The 18,952-nt window shown below is 36.2% G+C and carries 13 protein-coding genes; 11 read left to right on the plus strand and 2 right to left on the minus strand.

The annotated features are described in order from the left end of the window. Positions 1 to 212 precede the first annotated feature (212 nt). A complete protein-coding gene (katG, locus tag ZA07_RS14300; RefSeq protein ID WP_053972576.1) occupies positions 213 to 2,438 on the plus strand; it encodes a catalase/peroxidase HPI in 2,226 nt (741 codons plus the stop codon). An 81-nt stretch (positions 2,439 to 2,519) separates the two neighbouring features. Here the strand turns inward: katG and ZA07_RS14305 are convergent, their stop codons facing one another. Then, entirely contained in the window at positions 2,520 to 3,815 is a 1,296-nt protein-coding gene (locus ZA07_RS14305) for a carboxypeptidase-like regulatory domain-containing protein (RefSeq protein ID WP_053972442.1), read from the minus strand. Between the two features lie 212 nt (positions 3,816 to 4,027). On the opposite strand from ZA07_RS14305, the gene bshC reads away from it, so the two are divergent. From bshC to ZA07_RS14350, 9 genes are all read left to right on the plus strand, one after another. Then, positions 4,028 to 5,632 carry a bacillithiol biosynthesis cysteine-adding enzyme BshC gene (gene bshC / locus ZA07_RS14310; RefSeq protein WP_053972443.1) on the plus strand — a complete coding sequence of 535 codons (1,605 nt, stop codon included), beginning with the start codon at positions 4,028 to 4,030 and terminating at the stop codon, positions 5,630 to 5,632. A gap of 2 nt (positions 5,633 to 5,634) precedes the next feature. After that, positions 5,635 to 7,005 (plus strand): aminotransferase class V-fold PLP-dependent enzyme, encoded by a 1,371-nt coding sequence (locus ZA07_RS14315; RefSeq protein WP_053972444.1) that lies wholly within the window; start codon positions 5,635 to 5,637, stop codon positions 7,003 to 7,005. A gap of 47 nt (positions 7,006 to 7,052) precedes the next feature. Then, a complete protein-coding gene (gene guaA / locus ZA07_RS14320) occupies positions 7,053 to 8,585 on the plus strand; it encodes a glutamine-hydrolyzing GMP synthase (RefSeq protein WP_053972445.1) in 1,533 nt (510 codons plus the stop codon). 71 nt (positions 8,586 to 8,656) lie between these two features. Then, a complete protein-coding gene (locus ZA07_RS14325) occupies positions 8,657 to 10,585 on the plus strand; it encodes a LysM peptidoglycan-binding domain-containing protein (protein WP_053972446.1) in 1,929 nt (642 codons plus the stop codon). A 44-nt stretch (positions 10,586 to 10,629) separates the two neighbouring features. Then, positions 10,630 to 11,172, plus strand: coding sequence for a DUF922 domain-containing protein (locus tag ZA07_RS14330; protein ID WP_053972447.1), 543 nt, complete (start codon positions 10,630 to 10,632; stop codon positions 11,170 to 11,172). Further along, complete coding sequence (locus tag ZA07_RS14335; RefSeq protein ID WP_053972448.1) at positions 11,169 to 11,402, plus strand: DUF3820 family protein; 234 nt, start codon at positions 11,169 to 11,171, stop codon at positions 11,400 to 11,402. The genes ZA07_RS14330 and ZA07_RS14335 overlap by 4 nt, the downstream gene beginning before the upstream one ends. Before the next feature lie 131 nt (positions 11,403 to 11,533). Further along, complete coding sequence (locus ZA07_RS14340; RefSeq protein WP_053972449.1) at positions 11,534 to 13,177, plus strand: CTP synthase; 1,644 nt, start codon at positions 11,534 to 11,536, stop codon at positions 13,175 to 13,177. 74 nt (positions 13,178 to 13,251) lie between these two features. After that, on the plus strand, positions 13,252 to 15,147 hold the full coding sequence (gene yidC, locus ZA07_RS14345) for a membrane protein insertase YidC (RefSeq protein ID WP_053972450.1): 1,896 nt from the start codon (positions 13,252 to 13,254) through the stop codon (positions 15,145 to 15,147). A gap of 72 nt (positions 15,148 to 15,219) precedes the next feature. Continuing rightward, positions 15,220 to 15,927: a toxin-antitoxin system YwqK family antitoxin gene (locus ZA07_RS14350; RefSeq protein WP_053972577.1), complete on the plus strand. Its 708-nt coding sequence runs from the start codon at positions 15,220 to 15,222 to the stop codon at positions 15,925 to 15,927. A 232-nt stretch (positions 15,928 to 16,159) separates the two neighbouring features. On the opposite strand, the gene ZA07_RS14355 is transcribed toward ZA07_RS14350, so the two are convergent. Further along, positions 16,160 to 17,584 (minus strand): fasciclin domain-containing protein, encoded by a 1,425-nt coding sequence (locus tag ZA07_RS14355; protein ID WP_053972451.1) that lies wholly within the window; start codon positions 17,582 to 17,584, stop codon positions 16,160 to 16,162. 161 nt (positions 17,585 to 17,745) lie between these two features. Between ZA07_RS14355 and mnmA the strand changes: the two genes are divergently transcribed. Then, entirely contained in the window at positions 17,746 to 18,939 is a 1,194-nt protein-coding gene (gene mnmA, locus ZA07_RS14360; RefSeq protein WP_053972452.1) for a tRNA 2-thiouridine(34) synthase MnmA, read from the plus strand. The last annotated feature ends 13 nt before the right edge of the window (positions 18,940 to 18,952 follow it).

Raw genomic sequence — 18,952 nt, forward strand, 5'->3', positions numbered from 1 at the left:
TGTAGAATATGTAGGTTTATTTAGAACGGTATTTAATTAATACCTTATTAACGTTTAGGTCTTTTATACCTCTTTGAAATTCCGTAAATTAAAGGTGTTTTATGAGGTTTATATCGATATAAATTTTATTGATTGAAAATTAGATTTCATAAGATTTGATTATTGTAATTTTAAGAAACATAAACTAAAACATATTAAATATGGGAAATCATATGCATTCAAATGGGCATGATCAAGGAAATGCCTGGGAAGTTAATGAGTCAAGTGCCAAATGTCCTTTTTCTGGGGCAGCGCCTCAAAAAGCGGCTGGTGGAGGAACTCGAAACCGAGATTGGTGGCCTAACCAATTGCGAGTAAATATTCTACGTCAGTTTTCTGAACTGTCCAATCCAATGGATAAAGATTATAATTATAAAGAAGCTTTTGAAAGTTTGGATTATGATGCATTAAAGAAAGATTTGAATGATTTGATGACCGATTCACAAGATTGGTGGCCAGCAGATTTTGGACATTACGGAGGACTTTTTATTAGAATGGCTTGGCATAGTGCCGGAACCTATAGAATAGGTGATGGTAGAGGTGGAGCAGGAGCTGGACAGCAACGTTATGCACCTCTGAACAGTTGGCCAGACAATGCTAATCTAGATAAAGCACGAAGATTGTTGTGGCCAATCAAACAAAAGTATGGTAATAAGATTTCTTGGGCAGATCTAATGATTTTAGCTGGAAATGTGGCGTTAGAGAGCATGGGCTTCAAAACCTTTGGTTTTGGTGGCGGTCGTGAAGATGTGTGGGAGCCAGAAGAAGATGTGTATTGGGGTTCTGAAAAGGAGTGGCTAGGTGATAAACGTTATTCTGGTGAGAGAGATTTGGAAGACCCGTTAGCAGCTGTGGTTATGGGATTGATTTATGTAGATCCTGAAGGACCCAATGGAAATGGTGATCCGCTTTCAGCAGCAGTTGATATTAGGGAAACATTTAAAAGAATGGCCATGAATGATGAAGAAACCGTTGCTTTAATTGCAGGCGGACATTCCTTTGGGAAAACACATGGAATGGCTGATCCAAGTAAATATGTGGGAGCTGAACCAGAAGCCGCTGCTATAGAAGAAATGGGATTTGGATGGAAAAGTAGCTTTCAAACAGGAAGTGGAAAAGATGCTATTACCGGCGGACCAGAAGTGACCTGGACACAAACGCCTACACAATGGAGTAATTTTTTCTTTAAGAATTTATTTGAAAATGAATGGGAGCTGACCAAAAGTCCAGCCGGTGCTAAACAATGGGTAGCTAAAAGTACAGAGGAAAGTATCCCAGATGCTTTTGATTCAAATAAAAAACACCGTCCAACCATGTTGACTACAGATTTGTCCTTAAGGTTTGACCCAGAATATGAAAAAATATCAAGAAGATTCTATGAAAACCCAGATGAGTTTGCCGATGCCTTTGCTAGAGCATGGTATAAATTAACTCATAGAGATATGGGCCCTGTAGAGCGATATTTAGGTCCAGAAGTGCCGCAAGAAGAATTAATTTGGCAAGATCCTGTGCCTGAAGTTAATCACGATTTGATCACTAGTGATGATGCAGAATCACTTAAATCAAAAATTTTAGAAAGCGGTTTGTCCGTTTCGGAATTGGTTGGTACTGCATGGGCTTCTGCTTCAACATTTAGAGGGTCAGATAAACGTGGCGGGTCTAATGGCGCTAGAGTTCGACTGGAACCTCAGAAAGATTGGACAGTAAATAATCCGGCACAATTATCCAAAGTGTTGGGTGTTTTAGAAGGTATTCAAAAAGATTTTAACGATTCCCAAGTTGGTAATAAAAAGGTGTCACTGGCCGATTTGATTATTCTTGCTGGTAATGCAGGGGTGGAAAAAGCTGCTAAGAATGCAGGTAAAAATGTGTCAGTGCCATTTACCCCGGGTAGAATGGATGCATCTCAAGAACAGACTGATGTTGAGGCTTTTGATTATCTAGAGCCATTTGCAGATGGATTTAGAAGTTACAGAGGGACCAAGTTTCCTGTTAGTTCAGAGGAATTGTTGATTGATAAAGCGCAACTTCTAACTTTAACAGCTCCTGAGCTTACTGCTTTGATGGGAGGATTAAAGGTCATTAATATTAATTATGACGGATCCAGCCATGGTGTATTAACAAATAGTCCAGGAACTTTAACCAATGACTATTTTGTGAATATCTTGGATATGGGTACCAAATGGAGCGCTATTTCTGAGGAAAATGAGTTGTTTGAAGGAAAAGATAGAGCCACAGGAGAAAAGAAATGGACTGGAACCAGAGCTGATTTAATTTTTGGATCTAATTCTGAATTGCGGGCATTGACCGAAGTTTATGCCAGTGCAGATGCCAAAGACAAATTTGTAAATGATTTTGTAGAAGCATGGGCGAAAGTCACTGACTTAGGAAGGTATTAATTGAAAACTAGTTTAATAAAATAAAAAAGAGGCTGTCATGAATTTTGACGGCCTCTTTTCAGTTTTTGGTAAGTATTGAAATTAGTTTTTAGCCATTTTTTTACTGATTTTTTCAATGGCTGATTCTATAGACTTTTCAGGTTCGATAATATTGTACTCTCCCCAAAACTCGGGATCAGAAAATCCAGAGGCTTCTTCCATTAAAATCATGCTAGGTTTAAAGCTTTCGCCAGATGACAATCTTTTAGAAGCATCTTCTTTCCAATCGGTAATAGCCATTTCACTATTAAGCGAATACCTACTATTAAATAATTTTCCTTTCCAATCGACCACAAACATGAGTTGCACATTACTATATCTGTAATGCCACTTTCCATTATGTGTTCTGTAGTCTACACGATAGGCGGCTTCCTTAGGATAAACGTCAACCCTTGCTGGTTTTTTCTTGACAAAGAGCTTACTCGCTTCTTTCTCATCTTCCACATTTAAATTATAGACGGCACTTACTAAGGCATAATTTTCAGTGTCTATAAAGAGCTTACCATAATAAAGAGGAGAATCGACCTCAGGTTTTTGCTTGAAGTTTACCACGAAAACATTTTGATTATTGATTTGAGTAGAATTATCAAAACTGAAATCATAGTATTTCATCGTGTCAAAATCAAAAATAAACTCATTGTATTTAATCATATCAACATACAGGGTGCTAAAAGGACCACCTTGAAGTTTAAGAGCTAAGGTGTCTAACCTAGAGTAGTCTACATCTTTTCTTGATTTAATGACTTTTACTTTGTCCTTTTTATTGGAATTGTAGGGTTGTTTGTATATTTCTACAACGGCCTCAGAGAGGGAGGCGTTTTTGCGACGTTTTTTAATGGTTTCCCTATAAAAACCAGTCATAATATTTTGTTGGTTGATGTAGTTTTCACCTTTCTTTTTCAAAGTAGCCTCAACCAGAGCTAATGCTGTTTCTGGTCTGTTGATGACCACTTCACTTAGTTCTGAAACGGAAGGTTCTAAATAGATTTTAGAATTGTTTTTAAATTCAGTTAAGCTTAATTCTTTCTTGGTATAGCCCAAGAATGAAATTTCAATGATACCATTGTTTTGATCTTTTGGAACTTTTAACATAAACTCACCTTCAGTATTGGTGATGGTGCTTATATTGGTTCCTTTCAAAGTGATATCTGCAAAAGTGAGCGGATCTTTAGTTTTGGCATCATAAACACTTCCTTTGTATTCGTCATAATTTTGTTGAATTGAGGTTGTGTTTTCAGTTGAAAAAGCAGAAACATTAAAATAACATGCCGAAAGTAAAAAGGCAGCTAGAAGGAGCAACGACTTGGGGAAATGTGAAGTTACGCGTAAAGTTTTCATGAGACTTCATAGATTATTAGTTTTGTCTACCTAATTTTCTTTTGATAAGATACGGAATTTTTCTGAATTTGATAATGTTTTTAGGTTTTCGTTTGCAATTCAATAATATAAAGACGCAATCCTGTCAAATGGATAAAGGTATTCTCTTAACTTATTTTTTAGAATTCTCAAATTGGAATAGCCGTATATTTACAGAAATTTTGAATTAATATATGCCAACCGACTGTATTTCCTTTAAAGAGAGCAATTATTTTTCTGATTTAATAAACGATTATCTAGACCAAAAGGAAGAATTAAAACACTTTTACAATCATTTCCCAAGTAAAGAGAATTTTTCAAAACAAATTGAAGAGAAGCAATTAAACTACCCAATTGAAAGCAGACGGATTTTACTTGAATCATTAAATAGGCAATATAAGGGTTTGAACATATCAGAACAGACCCAGCAAAATATAACTGCCTTAGGAAATGAAAATACTTTTACAATTACAACAGGGCATCAATTAAATTTATTCACAGGACCCTTATATTTTTTATATAAAATCATTTCAACGATTAATCTGTGTAAAGAATTAAGAGAGACCTACCCAAATTATAATTTTGTTCCCATTTATTGGATGGCTTCAGAAGATCATGATTTTGAAGAAATCAATTACTTCAATTTTGATGGTAAAAAAATAAAGTGGGATAGAGCATCTAGTGGCGTGGTGGGTGAATTGCGTTTGGATGGTTTAGACCAAGTTTTTGAGGTATTCTCAAATCAATTGAACGCTAGTAAAAATGCAACGTATTTAAAAAAGCTTTTTCAAAATACCTATTTGGAAAGCAGCAATTTGGCAGATGCTACTAGGTATTTGGCTAATGAGTTGTTCTCTGAATACGGTTTGGTGATTATCGATGCCAATAGTCATGAGTTAAAAAACTTGTTTGTTCCTTACATGAAAAAGGAGCTATTGGAGCAGTCCTCTTTTCAAGAAGTTTCAAAAACAAATGAATCCATCTATCAATTACCCAAAAATTATAAGATTCAGGTAAATCCACGTGAAATCAATTTATTCTATATTCATGGAGGAATACGCGAACGTATTGTAGAGCAGGAGGGTACCTATTCCGTTTTGGAAACCAATATGTCGTGGGATAAGGATGGAATATTAAATGAACTGGAAAACTACCCTGAAAGATTTAGTCCTAATGTTATTTTACGACCATTGTACCAAGAAGTAATCCTTCCTAATTTATGTTATATTGGAGGTGGTGGTGAATTAGCTTATTGGTTTCAGTTAAAGTCTAATTTTGATAAAAATCAAGTGGTATTTCCTGTTCTTTTACTTCGGAACTCTGTTTTAATCACCAATAAAAAGCAGCGCCTTAAGTTGGATAAACTTAATCTCAAGATTCAGGATTTATTTTTAAAACAGTCTGAATTAAAAACAAAATTAACCAAGCAGCTTTCCGAGGTTGACATCGACTTTTCTGAGCAAAAGCAGTTTCTTCAAAATCAATTTGAAGAGCTTTATAAAGTAGCTCAGCAAACAGACCCTTCGTTTATTGGAGCGGTAGGAGCACAGGAAAGAAAACAAATAAAAGGTCTGGAGCATTTGGAGAAAAGACTTTTAAAAGCCCAGAAAAGAAAATGGCACGATGTTTTGGACAGGGCTTCTAACCTGCAAAATGAACTTTTTCCTAGCCAAAGTCTTCAAGAACGTCAAGCCAATTTTTCAGAGTTTTATTTGGAGTATGGAGACCAATTAATCCAACAGTTAGTGTTAAATTTGCAACCTCTGTCAGGTGAGTTTTTAATACTAAACTTAGATTAAGCATGCACAAAATAGATTTTAATTTGGTTGCCATGACCTTAGACGTCATGAAATACGCTATTGATAGAATTACCGTCGCCGACCAACCCATAGGTCATCCAAAATCAGAAAAGGAACTAAAATCTTTAGTGGGTGAAACCATTACCGAAAAAGGGATTGGGGGAGAAAATGCCTTTAATCTATGGAAAGAACATTTATCCAAAGCAAATGTACCTGTCGATCATCCTAGGCATTTAGCCTTCGTTCCAGCATCGCCCTCGAGAGCAGCGGTTATGTTTGATTTGGTGACTTCGGCCTCTTGTATTCATGGAGCCTATTGGATGGAAGGAGCTGGTGGTATTTATTGTGAAAATGAAGCCATGAGGTGGATAGTTTCTTTAACAGGTTTGCCTGAAGGTGCCTTTGGGGTTTTTACCAGTGGTGGTACAGCTGCTAATTTATCGGCAATAGTAACAGCAAGAGAAAGTTGGAGGCAGAAGGAAGAATTTAAAGGCGAAAAAGGATTGATCATTACCTCTATAGGAGCGCATTCATCTATTAAAGCTATGGCCAAGGTTGCAGATGTTGATATTATGTTGGTTGATTCTGAAGAAAAGCTTTCAGGTAAGGAATTAACTGAAATGATTGATTCACTTTCGGAGGCTGAAAGGAGAAGGTTGTTTGCCGTAGTAGCAACAGGCGGAACAACCAATGCAGGAATTATTGATGAACTTGATGAAATCGCAGATGTCTGTGAACGTGAAAATTTATGGTTTCATGTTGATGCTGCCTACGGAGGTGGAGCACTGGCGGCTGATTCCGTAAGACATTTGTTTAAAGGAATTGAGAAATCTGATAGTATTACTATTGACCCTCATAAATGGATGTTTTCTCCTTATGATTGTGGAGCTGTCATTTACAAGCAACCAGAACTAGCTAAATTAGCGCATCATCAAGAAGGATCCTATTTGGAAATATTTAATGATGAAGGCGCTATTGGTTTTAATCCTACAGAATATCAAATTCAGTTGACACGCCGTGTGAGAGGATTGCCTTTGTGGTTTTCTTTAGCAATGCATGGAACAAATACTTACAAAGAAGCTATTGAACGTGGATTGGAGCTAGCTCAAATAGCCGGGAAAATGATTGAAGAAATGGATCATGTAGAGCTGGTTAGGGAACCTAGCTTGTCCTGTGTTTTATTCAGAAGAAAAGACTGGGAGCCTCAAGATTATAGAGAATGGACCTATAAAAACCATAAATCTGGGTTTGCATTGGTGACACCAACCAAGTGGAAATCAAAAAGTGGATTTGAAACTGTTTCCCGTTTTTGTTTTATTAATCCTGATACAACCGAACAAGATATCCAGTTGATATTGGAGTCTATGATATAATTTTAAAAAGTAGCTGGCTATTTCAGCTATAAATTTTAATTTTGCGCATGCAACACAACAAGGTACTTATTTTAGATTTCGGGTCCCAATACACGCAGTTGATTGCCCGAAGAGTTAGAGAACTCAACATTTATTGTGAAATCCACCCGTTCAATAAAGTTCCAGAAGATATTGATGGTTATAAAGCTGTAATCCTTTCAGGAAGTCCTTCATCAGTAAGGTCAGAAGAAGTTCCACACCCAGATCTTTCAAACATTCGAGCAAAAAAACCTTTATTGGGAGTTTGTTACGGAGCACAATATTTAGCACACTTTTCTGGTGGAGAAGTAGCTCCTTCAAATACACGGGAGTACGGTAGAGCAAACTTGTCATTCATTAAAGAAGATGAATTTTTTGAAGGTGTATCAGAAGGAAGTCAGGTATGGATGAGCCATAGTGATACTATTAAACATTTACCAACTAATGGCGTTCTTCTTGCCAGTACTCACGATGTGGAAAATGCTGCATATAAAATTGAAGGAGAAACAACGTATGCCATTCAATTTCATCCAGAGGTTTATCACTCCATGGATGGTAAAAGAATCTTAGAAAACTTTTTAGTTCAAATAGCTGGTGTAAATCAAGACTGGACACCACAATCCTTTGTAGAAGAAACAGTAGAAGAGCTGAAGGAGAAATTAGGAAACGATAAAGTGGTCCTTGGTTTGTCTGGAGGTGTAGATTCTTCTGTGGCTGCTATGTTATTGAATAAGGCCATAGGTGAAAACCTATACTGTATCTTCGTTAATAACGGGTTGCTAAGGAAGAATGAGTTCCAAGATGTTTTGGAACAATACAAAGGAATGGGGTTAAATGTAAAAGGCGTTGATGCTTCGGCACGTTTTTTGGATGCTCTTAAAGGTGAAAGTGACCCAGAAGGTAAAAGAAAAATTATTGGTCGCGTGTTCATTGAAGTTTTTGATGATGAAGCTCATGCTATAAGTGATGTAAAATGGTTGGCTCAAGGAACTATTTATCCAGATGTAATCGAGAGTGTTTCGGCCACTGGAGGTCCAAGTGCTACCATAAAAAGTCACCACAATGTTGGGGGATTGCCAGATTTCATGAAATTGAAGGTTGTAGAACCTCTTAAACTGTTGTTTAAAGATGAAGTAAGACGAGTTGGTGCTTCTATGGGAATGAGTCCAAATTTATTGGGAAGACATCCATTTCCAGGCCCAGGTTTAGGAATCAGAATATTGGGAGATATCACAGCAGAAAAAGTGAGAATCCTTCAAGAGGTAGATGCCATTTTTATTAGTAATTTGAAATCATGGGGTCTTTATGATTCTGTGTGGCAAGCTGGAGCCATGTTACTTCCTGTAAATAGTGTGGGTGTAATGGGAGATGAAAGAACATATGAGAAGTGTGTGGCCTTAAGAGCTGTAGAAAGTACAGATGGAATGACAGCCGATTGGGTTAACTTACCCTATGAGTTTTTGCAAAAGACTTCAAATGAAATCATTAATAAAGTTAAAGGTGTGAATAGAGTAGTATATGATATTAGTTCTAAACCACCGGCAACCATAGAGTGGGAATAGAACGTATATTCATTAAATTTTGAATTACCGGATATTCCATTAACTTTATCAAGAAGTGTAAAACCTCATTCATGAAAAAAATATTTTTAGTAACTATTTTCATGCTTGGACTGGGGATTTTGACGTCTGTACAGGCTCAAAACTACGGAACCCATAAAGTCAAGCATGGAGAGACTATTCAAAGTATTGCAAAGACCTACAATGTTTCAACTTCAACGCTTTATGCACTGAATCCAGATGCCAAAAAAGAGTTGAAGCCAAACACCGTTCTTATTGTCCCAAAATCAGGAGCAGAGGTTAAAGCAGAACCAAAAATAACCAAGGAATTGATTGGTTTTAAAGAGCACCGGGTCAAGAAAAAAGAGACTTTGTTTAGTCTTTCTAAGGAATATCAGGTTGAGGTTTCAGAAATTAAAAAACACAATCCAGATTTATATGCCAGTAACCTGAAAAAAGGTGATAAAATAAAAATCCCAGTCTATAAAACGGTGGAGGAAGTTGTTGATATCGTAGATAATTCAAAAACAAAAAAATACACCGTTCTTCCTAAAGAAGGTAAATGGCGAATCGCATATAAATATGGTATTTCTGTTCAAGAGTTAGATGAACTTAATCCTGGTATAGCAGATACTTTGGATGTGGGGCAAGTGATTAATGTGCCAAATATCTCTGCAGAAATTGAAAAACCAATAGACAATCAATACTCTTATTATAAGGTAAATCCAAAAGAAGGTTTTTATAGGTTAAAAATTAAATTGGGATTGGATCAAAGTCAATTAGAAGCCTTAAATCCAGATTTGAAAATAGATGGATTGAAAGAAGGTATGATTTTAAAGGTGCCTTACGATCCAACGTTGGAAGCGAATGGTGTTGCTATTGATACACCTGAGGTTAGTTTGGATGAAAAACCATTATCAAGAGAGTTAAAGCATATTGCTGTGATGCTGCCATTTAAGTTGAATAAACTTGAAATGGATTCTATTCAGGATACCAAGGAGCAGATGCATACTGATCCTTTTTTAAATATGTCGTTAGACTTTTATTCGGGGGTTGTCGTAGCGTTTGATTCGCTTCAAAAATTAGGTGTTAATTTAAAAGTGGACACCTATGATACCAAAAACCAAATTAGCACCATCAATGAGATTTTAAGAGATCATTCTTTTGAAAATGTTGATGCTGTCATTGGTCCATTGATGCCTTCAAATATTGAAAGGGTAGCATCTGAATTAAAAGCATTTAACGTTCCGGTTATTTCGCCGGTAACAAAAAATGTTCAGTTGTTTGATAATGTATTCCAATCAAGACCATCCGAAGATTTGTTATACAATACCGTATTAGACTATTTTAAAGCAGATAGTCTCATTCAGAATACCATTATAATTTCAGACCAAAAACATACAAAGGCAGCAGATGAGTTGAAGCGTCAGTTTATGTATGCTTCTCAAGTATTTTCAAGAAAAGATAAGGAAGGTAAGGATGCTTTCTATGTTTTGGATGATGATATATTGAGTAGATTAAAGGAGGGTGTCAACTTGGTTTTCCTTGAGTCGGATAATCCAGGGTTTATTTCAAACGTGACCAGTAAATTGAATTCCATGACTAATTTGGAAGATAAATCCATTATTCTTGCAACCACTAATATGAATGATGCTTTTAGGGATGATGAGGTTTCAAATTACCATTTGTCTAATTTGCAATTCCATTTTCCATCCATTGCCAAATCATATAATGAAGATGACCAAAATCCATTTGTTAAGGCTTATGAAAAGCGTTTTGACATTACCCCTAACAAGGTGGCGACAAGAGGTTTTGATTTAACTATGGATGTTGTTTTAAGATTGGTGACTTCGCCAGATCTATATCAGTCGGTTATAGATGCTCCTATGACAGAGTATGTGGAAAATAAATTCGCATACAAGAAAAAATTGTTTGGGGGGTACTATAATGATACGTCTTATTTAGTGAAATATGATAATCTTAAGATTGTTGTAGTCAAGTAATAAAGTTTGTTGATTATTCGTTTTAACTAGTAAATGGTTTATCTATGAAACTAGTTTTTTGGATATTGCTTTGCTTGTCTCCCTTTTTCATATCAGATAAAAGTTCAGATCCTTCCATAAAATGGAGTGGAGCTCAAAAGTTGCAATGGGACGATTTTAAGGGGAAACCCAATAACAATACCAAGGCAGTGGCACTTACCGCATCAGGTATTGTGTTTGAATACGCTCTAAAAACATCAGATGATAACATAATAGGATTTGAACCCAAGGTGAATGCCTTTTTTTATCCTGAAAAATCTTGGGTAAAGCTAGCTGATACTACCTCGGTTATATTGAATCATGAACAGTTGCATTTTGATATTACGGAATTACATGCCCGCCGTTTTAGAAAGGAATTGGATGCTGTTGAAATTTCACGGCAACTAGTTCAGGACATAGATAGATTGCATGTACAGATTAATAGGGATTGGGCAAAAATGCAAGAAGACTATGATCGTGAAACCAATTTTTCTCGAGATTTAGCCAATCAATTAAAATGGCAAGCTTATATTTCAACCCAATTAAAACAATTGGAATCGTATAAATGAATTTAGGACCAAGCAAAGAGTTTTTAATTAAGTTGGCTCATACAAAAATGCCCTTTGGTAAATATAAGGATAGATACCTAATAGATTTACCCGAGTACTATGTGGTTTGGTATCATAATAAAGGATTCCCAAAAGGTCAGTTAGGGGAGATGCTTCAAACGGTTTACGAACTTAAAGTAAACGGCTTGGAAATTTTGGTGAGAAACATTCGTGAGAATTATCCCAAGTAAGTTTCTAAGCGATTGATATTTAATTGGATGGTTTCAAAATGACCAGTGTTAATAAATCTTATTTTTCTACTGCTACATTCCTTTATTAACGGTTTTAATTTTGTAAATTTGCCTGCGTTTAAAAGCGCAACATGACAACAAATACGAATACCAAGTACATCTTTGTAACCGGTGGTGTGACTTCCTCGTTAGGAAAAGGAATCATAGCTGCCTCTCTAGCCAAATTACTTCAAGCCCAAGGATATAGAACAACCATTCAAAAGTTGGATCCCTATATTAATGTTGATCCAGGTACCTTGAATCCTTATGAGCATGGGGAGTGTTATGTAACCGATGATGGAGCCGAAACTGATTTGGATTTAGGTCATTATGAGCGTTTTTTAAATGTACCTACCAGTCAGGCTAACAATGTGACTACAGGTAGAATCTACCAAAGTGTTATTGAGAAAGAACGAAGAGGTGAATTCTTAGGGAAAACTGTTCAGGTCATTCCTCATATCACTGACGAAATCAAGGAACGCATTCAATTACTGGGTAAATCTGGAGAGTGGGATATCGTTATCACAGAGATTGGTGGAACTGTAGGGGATATTGAATCATTGCCTTACATTGAAGCAGTTCGTCAGTTAAAATGGGATTTGGGAGAAAACAATGGTATTGTGATTCACTTGACTTTAGTACCATTTTTATCTGCTGCAGGAGAATTAAAAACTAAACCTACCCAACATAGTGTGAAAACCCTTATGGAAAGTGGGGTTCAGGCAGATGTTTTGGTTTGTAGAACCGAACACGATTTACCAATCGAGCTTCGCACCAAATTGGCTTTATTCTGTAATGTAAGGGAAGAAGCTGTAATTCAATCTATCGATGCGTCTACCATTTATGATGTACCAAACTTAATGTTGAAACAAGGTTTGGATAAGGTAGTTTTAAAAAAACTTGGATTGGAGGCTTCTGATCCAGACTTAACGCAATGGAATAAATTTCTTCAAAGACATAAAAATCCAATTACCGAAATTACCATTGGTCTTATTGGTAAATATGTAGAACTTCAAGATTCTTATAAATCTATATTAGAGGCCTTTATTCATGCAGGTGCTGCCAATGAAGTAAAGGTTAACGTGGAGCCTATTCACTCAGAATATTTAAATGAGGATAATGTAAAAATCAAACTTTCTCATTTGAATGGTGTGTTGGTAGCTCCCGGATTTGGAGAACGAGGTATTGAAGGTAAAATTGATGCCGTAAGATATGTTCGTGAAAATAACATTCCTTTCTTTGGAATTTGTTTAGGAATGCAAATGGCTGTTATTGAATATTCTAGAAATGTTTTGGGATTGTCTGAGGCCAGTTCTACCGAAATGAGAGCAGATACCCCAGACCCGGTCATAGATATCATGGAAGAACAAAAGCATATCACCGATAAGGGTGGTACCATGAGGTTAGGAGCTTGGGATTGCGAAATTAAAGATGGGTCTTTAGCTAAACAAATTTATAAGAAAGACCTGATTCAAGAGCGTCACAGACACCGTTATGAATTTAATAACGATTACAAGCAACGTATCGAAGAAGCAGGTATGATTGCTACGGGATTGAATCCAGATACTGGATTGGTTGAGATCGTTGAGGTACCAGAACACCCATGGTTTGTAGGTGTTCAGTACCACCCAGAATATAAAAGTACGGTGGCCAACCCACACCCTTTATTTGTAGCTTTCGTTAAAGCTGCATTCAAGCATAAGAAAAATAAAAGTGTCAGTATGGCACAAAAATAAAATTGGACAACTTTTTGAGTTGCACAATGATGTTATTAATTCTCTTCAAGGAGAATAGGACTAATTATACTTAAATGGAAGAAAAGAAATTAGACATTAATTCGATAATAGGGTTTGTACTTATTTTCGGAATTTTATTGTACATGTTCTACATGCAAACACCAACCCAAGAGGAGTTGGAGGCTAAACAAAAGCAAGAACAGGTAGAACAACAAAAAAAGCAACAGGAACAAGAGCCTAAAGTTGCAACTTCAGAAGATTTCTCGGCCGCTAGTGCACAAGATTCACTAAAGTTTTTGGAATTACAAAATAAACTGGGAGCATTTGCCTACTCAGCTACTTTACCATCAGCTAAGGATGAATTTACGCAGGTAGAAACCGAGTTATTGGATTTGAAATTTAGCAATAAGGGTGGGTTTTTAAAGGAAGTCCGCTTAAAGCCTTTTGTAGATTATGATTCCATTCCTATCTACTTGATCAAAGAGAATAATAGTACCTTTAATGTTAATTTTGGAACGACTGATAGCAGAATTTTAAACACTAAGGATTTATATTTTGAACCATCTGTAACCAAAAATGGAGAGAATACAGTGGTTTCAATGAAATTGAAGGTTTCTGCAACTAAGTATTTGGAGTACCGATATGTTCTGAAACCCAATGACTATATGATGGATTTTTCAATCCAATCGCAAGGTCTTAGCCAAGTAATCAATGGCTCCCAAGAAGTAAATTTGGATTGGAGTCTTAAAGGTTTCAGAAATGATAAGAGTATCAGTTATGAAAATCGATATACGAGATTAACCTATCAACATGATGATGGTAAAATTAGTAAATTATCACCTACAGGATCTGATGATGAAAGTGTAGAAGATTTAACTTGGTTATCTTATAGACAGCACTTCTTTAGTTCCATTTTAATTTCTGAAAAACCATTTAAGTCTGTAAAATTGACTTCAGAAAATATGGTGGAAGATGAGGATGTTGATACACTATTTACCAAAACATTCGGTTCTAAAATACCTATGGCTTTAAATGCCGGAGAATTGAATGAAAATTTGAAATTGTACTTTGGACCTACAGATCACAAGGTTCTAAAGAATTATGATTATGACCTAGAAGATTCCATTCCACTAGGTTGGGGAATTTTTGGTTGGATCAATAGATACTTATTTATCCCTCTATTTAACTTCTTGATTACTATTTTGCCTTATGGGGGAGCTATCATTGTCATGACCATTTTGATCAAACTTTTGATGTCTTTCGTTCAGTACAAACAGTTCTTGTCTCAAGCTAAATTAAAGGTGATCAAACCAGAATTGGATCAAATTAGAGAAAAGCACAAGGATAATAAGATGAAGATCCAACAAGAAACTATGGCTTTACAAACTCAGGTTGGTGCCAGTCCGTTAAGTGGATGTTTGCCAGCTCTGATACAGCTCCCGGTTTTTTATGCACTGTTTCAGTTTTTCCCATCTGCATTTGATTTGAGACAGAAAAGTTTCTTATGGGCAGAAGATTTATCTTCTTATGATGTGGTAGCTCAATTGCCTGTTAAGATACCTTTTTACGGAGAGCACGTAAGTTTGTTCCCTATTTTGGCGGCTATTGCAATTTTCTTCTACATGAAAATGACAACAGGCCAACAGACTGCCATGTCACAACCACAGCAAGAGGGGATGCCTGATATGCAGAAAATGATGAAGGTGATGATTTATTTCTCTCCTTTATTAATGTTGGTGTTCTTTAATAACTATGCTTCGGGATTGAGTTTGTATTACTTTATATCCAATTTGATTAGTATTGGAATTATGATAGTCATCAAAAACTACATTTTGGATGAAGATAAAATTCATGCACAAATTCAAGTTAAAAAGGCTCAGCCTAAAAAGGAAAGCAAGTTCCAGAGGAAGATGAAGGAAATGATGGAACAGGCGGAACAACAGCAACGAAATCAGAATCGCAAAAAATAATTAAAGGAGCTGTCAAATAAATTGGCAGCTTTTTTGTTATTTAAGGATATAAAAGAGAACAATATGACAGGAATGAAATCAATAATTGTTGTGGTATTAATATGTTTCTTCACGGGAACGATGGTTTTGAATGCCCAAGATATAAACCAAATGGATGATAAAGGGCAACGACATGGAGTTTGGAAGAAAAAGTTTGAAGACTCTGATGTGCTAAGGTATGAAGGTGAATTTAACCATGGTAAAGAAGTAGGAACCTTTAAATATTATAAAAACATCAATGGAAAGGCTGTGTTGGCCGCTACTCGTGAATTTTTGCCAGATGGTAAGGCTAAGGTGACTTTTTACTCATCGAAAGGTAAAAAGATAAGTGAGGGCAAAATGAAAGGAAAGCTTCATACAGGTGAATGGATTTATTATCATAAGGATAAAAATGCCGTCATGAACCGAGAGAATTATAATGAACGAGGTGTATTAGAAGGAGAGAGCATTGTTTATTTCACCAATGGAAACATTGCTGAAAAACGCATGTTTAAAAATGGAAACGTAGACGGGAAGGCTACATGGTATTCAGATCAAGGGGTGGTGACTAAGATCTACCATTACAAAGATGGATTATTGCATGGAGAGGCAAAGTTTTATGATGGCTCTGGGAAGTTAGTGCAAGAGGGAAGATATAAAAATGACAGAAAGGATGGTATATGGAAATATTACGAAAATGGTGAATTGAAGGAGGAAAAAGACTTCACTAGAGTTAGTAAAAATCCATATAAGAAAAAGTAGGTATATTAAATTTATTAAAAGAAAAAGCTCCTTGAAAAAGGAGCTTTTCTTTTTTAGGTATCAATTATCACATTTTTGAATAAGCTATTAATCAATCTATTTGTGGGAAGTTACCTAAAAATAACGATTCCGAAGATATGTAATTGTTACATCACACCCAAATTTTTAATCAGGCTTTTAATCGAAAATAATATAACGATCTAATTAACAGCGTTTTTTATTCTGTTATTTTTTATAAAGGTGGTAAAACAACCTTATCTATAACATGTATTACACCATTAGAAGCTTGTACATCCACAGCTATTATATGGCAAATTCTTCCGTTGGCATCCACCAAGGCAGCACCACCTTCTAATTGTGCGGTGATATTTCCACCTAAGGTAGATATAGTCATTCCATCCATTAAATCTGAGGATAATACATTGGCTTGAGCTACGGCATGGTGATCTAAAGTTGCTTTTAAAACTGGTTCAGAAATATCATTTAAGCCTGAGATTCCCAGTTCGTCTAATAAAGAAGCGAATGCATCATTTGTAGGGGCGAATACTGTGAAAGGTGCGGGTGCAGTTCCATTAGGTGTAGATAAAGCTCCTACATAATCAAAAGTCAAATCATCGCGAGTTAAAGCGCTTACTAAAGTGGTAAAGTTTGGATCTGCCAAAGCAAAATCAACAACAGTTGGTAATCCTATAACGCCATCAACAGCATGGATAATACCATTGGTCGCCACAATATCAGGTGTAGCAACGTTAGAAACACCGTTAAAACTAACACCATCGCTTGTATTAAAGTAAAGGCTTAAGGCATTTCCATCTGGTGCTGCGGTAGCACTTGTAGAAGTGTAACCTGCCCCTGCTTCTACTAAATTGGAAGATGATATACTTCCGGATAAGACATGGTTTAGTAATACTTGTGCCAAAATGTCCGTAGGTACTTCATCTAATGAAGCAAAACCGTTATTAGTTAAAAATGTACCGAAGGCATTGTTACCTGGAGCGAGTATGGTAAACGGACCATTGTTGCCAACGACATCCACAAGATCTCCATCTGCAGCTGATAAGGCTCCTACCAAATTAGTAAAGTTAGGATTGGCCAAGGCATGGTCTACTAAATTTGGTAAGCCTATCACAGCATCCACAATATGAATGGTACCGTTTGAAGCTTCTATATCCGCTTGTTCTACTGAAGATATACCATTGAACATAACACCATTGCTTGTATTAAAATAAAGACTCATGGGCATTCCTCCAGCACCATTGGTACTGGTGGAAGTGTATCCTTCACCCAAGGCTACTAAATCGGTGGACATAACATTTCCAGAAATAACGTGATTCAATAATATTTTTGAAAGGATATCAGTAGGAACCTCGTCTAAGGAAGCAAAACCGTTCGCACTCAAAAAGGTTGCAAAGGCTGCATTAGTTGGTGCAAGGACAGTAAAGGGTCCATCACCACTCAATACGGTGGTCAAATCTCCATCAGCTTGTTGCAAAGCTGCCACAAGAGAGCTTAGTTCGGGTGTATCTATAGCTAAATCAACAATAGTGGTTGCCGTTGGAGTAGGAGTATTAATTGGAGTCATGTCATCATCGTCACTACAATTAGTTATGAGAAAAGGAGCAATAAATAAGATTGCTAATAGTTTTAATGTTTTCATAATCAGTGATTTTAAATTGTTGTTTAACAAAACTAATAAAAGATTAAACAAAAAGATGTTAAATGTTTAATAAATTGTAAAAAAACTTAAACAGTTTTGAATTTTGGATTTCTAAAGGAATCCAAATTTGATGTTTAAAAAATGTATCTTTGCACTTAAATATGGAAGGAAAAAGAGTCATAGTTGGATTGTCTGGAGGTGTTGACTCCAGTGTAGCGGCATACTTGTTAAAAGAGCAGGGTTACGAGGTTATCGGCTTATTTATGAAGAATTGGCATGATGAATCTGTAACTATTTCAAATGAATGCCCATGGTTAGATGATAGTAATGATGCCATGTTGGTGGCTGATAAATTGGGGATCCCATTTCAAACTGTGGATTTAAGTGAACAGTATAAGGAACGGATTGTTGATTATATGTTCAATGAGTATGAACAAGGAAGAACGCCAAATCCGGACGTTCTTTGTAATAGAGAAATTAAGTTTGATGTGTTCTTGAAGATTGCCTTAGAACTTGGAGCAGACTACGTTGCAACTGGTCACTATTGTAGAAAAGGAACTTTGGTACAAGATGGAAAAGAAATCTATCAACTATTGGCAGGAGTAGACTCTAATAAAGATCAATCCTATTTTCTTTGTCAATTAAGTCAAGAGCAACTATCACGTTCTTTATTCCCTATAGGAGAATTAACAAAACCAGAGGTTAGGGAAATAGCATCACGTTTAGATCTCATTACAGCAGATAAAAAGGACTCTCAAGGGTTATGTTTCATAGGAAAGGTTAGATTGCCCGATTTTCTCCAACAACAGTTAAAACCAAAAGAAGGCGTTATTGTTGAAATTCCTGAGAATGATGAGAAGTTTCTTCAGGAGTCTGTAGATTTCAATTCAGAAGAAGAAAAGTTGGCTTATTTATCTAGAAAGCATCATTTTGCTTTAACCGATGGCAAGGTTGTTGGCAAACATCAAGGGGCTCACTTTTTTACTAAAGGCCAAAGAAAAGGATTAGCCGTTGGTGGTACAACTGAACCACTTTTCGTTATCGATACCGATGTCAAAGAGAATATCATTTTTACTGGGCAAGGGAAATCGCATCCTGGCCTGTTTAAAAGAGCACTTTTTATTAAAAATGATGAAGTGCATTGGGTACGGGAAGATTTAAAGCTACCTATTGATGGTACCATGGAAGTTATGGCTAGGATAAGATATCGACAAAAACTTCAGGAAGCCAAATTATATCAAGTGGATTCAGGATTATATATAGAGTTCGTTGAGCCACAATCGGCTATAACAGAGGGACAGTTTGCCGCATGGTATCTTGGTGATGAGTTGATTGGATCTGGAGTGATATCCTAAATTGAATTTAAAC

Origin of the sequence: Mangrovimonas sp. ST2L15, assembly GCF_001280515.1 — a bacterium.
Taxonomy (GTDB): Bacteria; Bacteroidota; Bacteroidia; order Flavobacteriales; family Flavobacteriaceae; genus Mangrovimonas; species Mangrovimonas futianensis.

What these genes read in the sequence shown, in the direction of transcription:
- katG (WP_053972576.1), top strand. Translation starts at nt 213, where the DNA reads ATGCATTCAAATGGGCATGATCAAGGAAATGCCTGGGAAGTTAATGAG.
- ZA07_RS14305 (WP_053972442.1), bottom strand. Translation starts at nt 3,815, where the DNA reads ATGAAAACTTTACGCGTAACTTCACATTTCCCCAAGTCGTTGCTCCTT.
- bshC (WP_053972443.1), top strand. Translation starts at nt 4,028, where the DNA reads ATGCCAACCGACTGTATTTCCTTTAAAGAGAGCAATTATTTTTCTGAT.
- ZA07_RS14315 (WP_053972444.1), top strand. Translation starts at nt 5,635, where the DNA reads ATGCACAAAATAGATTTTAATTTGGTTGCCATGACCTTAGACGTCATG.
- guaA (WP_053972445.1), top strand. Translation starts at nt 7,053, where the DNA reads ATGCAACACAACAAGGTACTTATTTTAGATTTCGGGTCCCAATACACG.
- ZA07_RS14325 (WP_053972446.1), top strand. Translation starts at nt 8,657, where the DNA reads ATGAAAAAAATATTTTTAGTAACTATTTTCATGCTTGGACTGGGGATT.
- ZA07_RS14330 (WP_053972447.1), top strand. Translation starts at nt 10,630, where the DNA reads ATGAAACTAGTTTTTTGGATATTGCTTTGCTTGTCTCCCTTTTTCATA.
- ZA07_RS14335 (WP_053972448.1), top strand. Translation starts at nt 11,169, where the DNA reads ATGAATTTAGGACCAAGCAAAGAGTTTTTAATTAAGTTGGCTCATACA.
- ZA07_RS14340 (WP_053972449.1), top strand. Translation starts at nt 11,534, where the DNA reads ATGACAACAAATACGAATACCAAGTACATCTTTGTAACCGGTGGTGTG.
- yidC (WP_053972450.1), top strand. Translation starts at nt 13,252, where the DNA reads ATGGAAGAAAAGAAATTAGACATTAATTCGATAATAGGGTTTGTACTT.
- ZA07_RS14350 (WP_053972577.1), top strand. Translation starts at nt 15,220, where the DNA reads ATGAAATCAATAATTGTTGTGGTATTAATATGTTTCTTCACGGGAACG.
- ZA07_RS14355 (WP_053972451.1), bottom strand. Translation starts at nt 17,584, where the DNA reads ATGAAAACATTAAAACTATTAGCAATCTTATTTATTGCTCCTTTTCTC.
- mnmA (WP_053972452.1), top strand. Translation starts at nt 17,746, where the DNA reads ATGGAAGGAAAAAGAGTCATAGTTGGATTGTCTGGAGGTGTTGACTCC.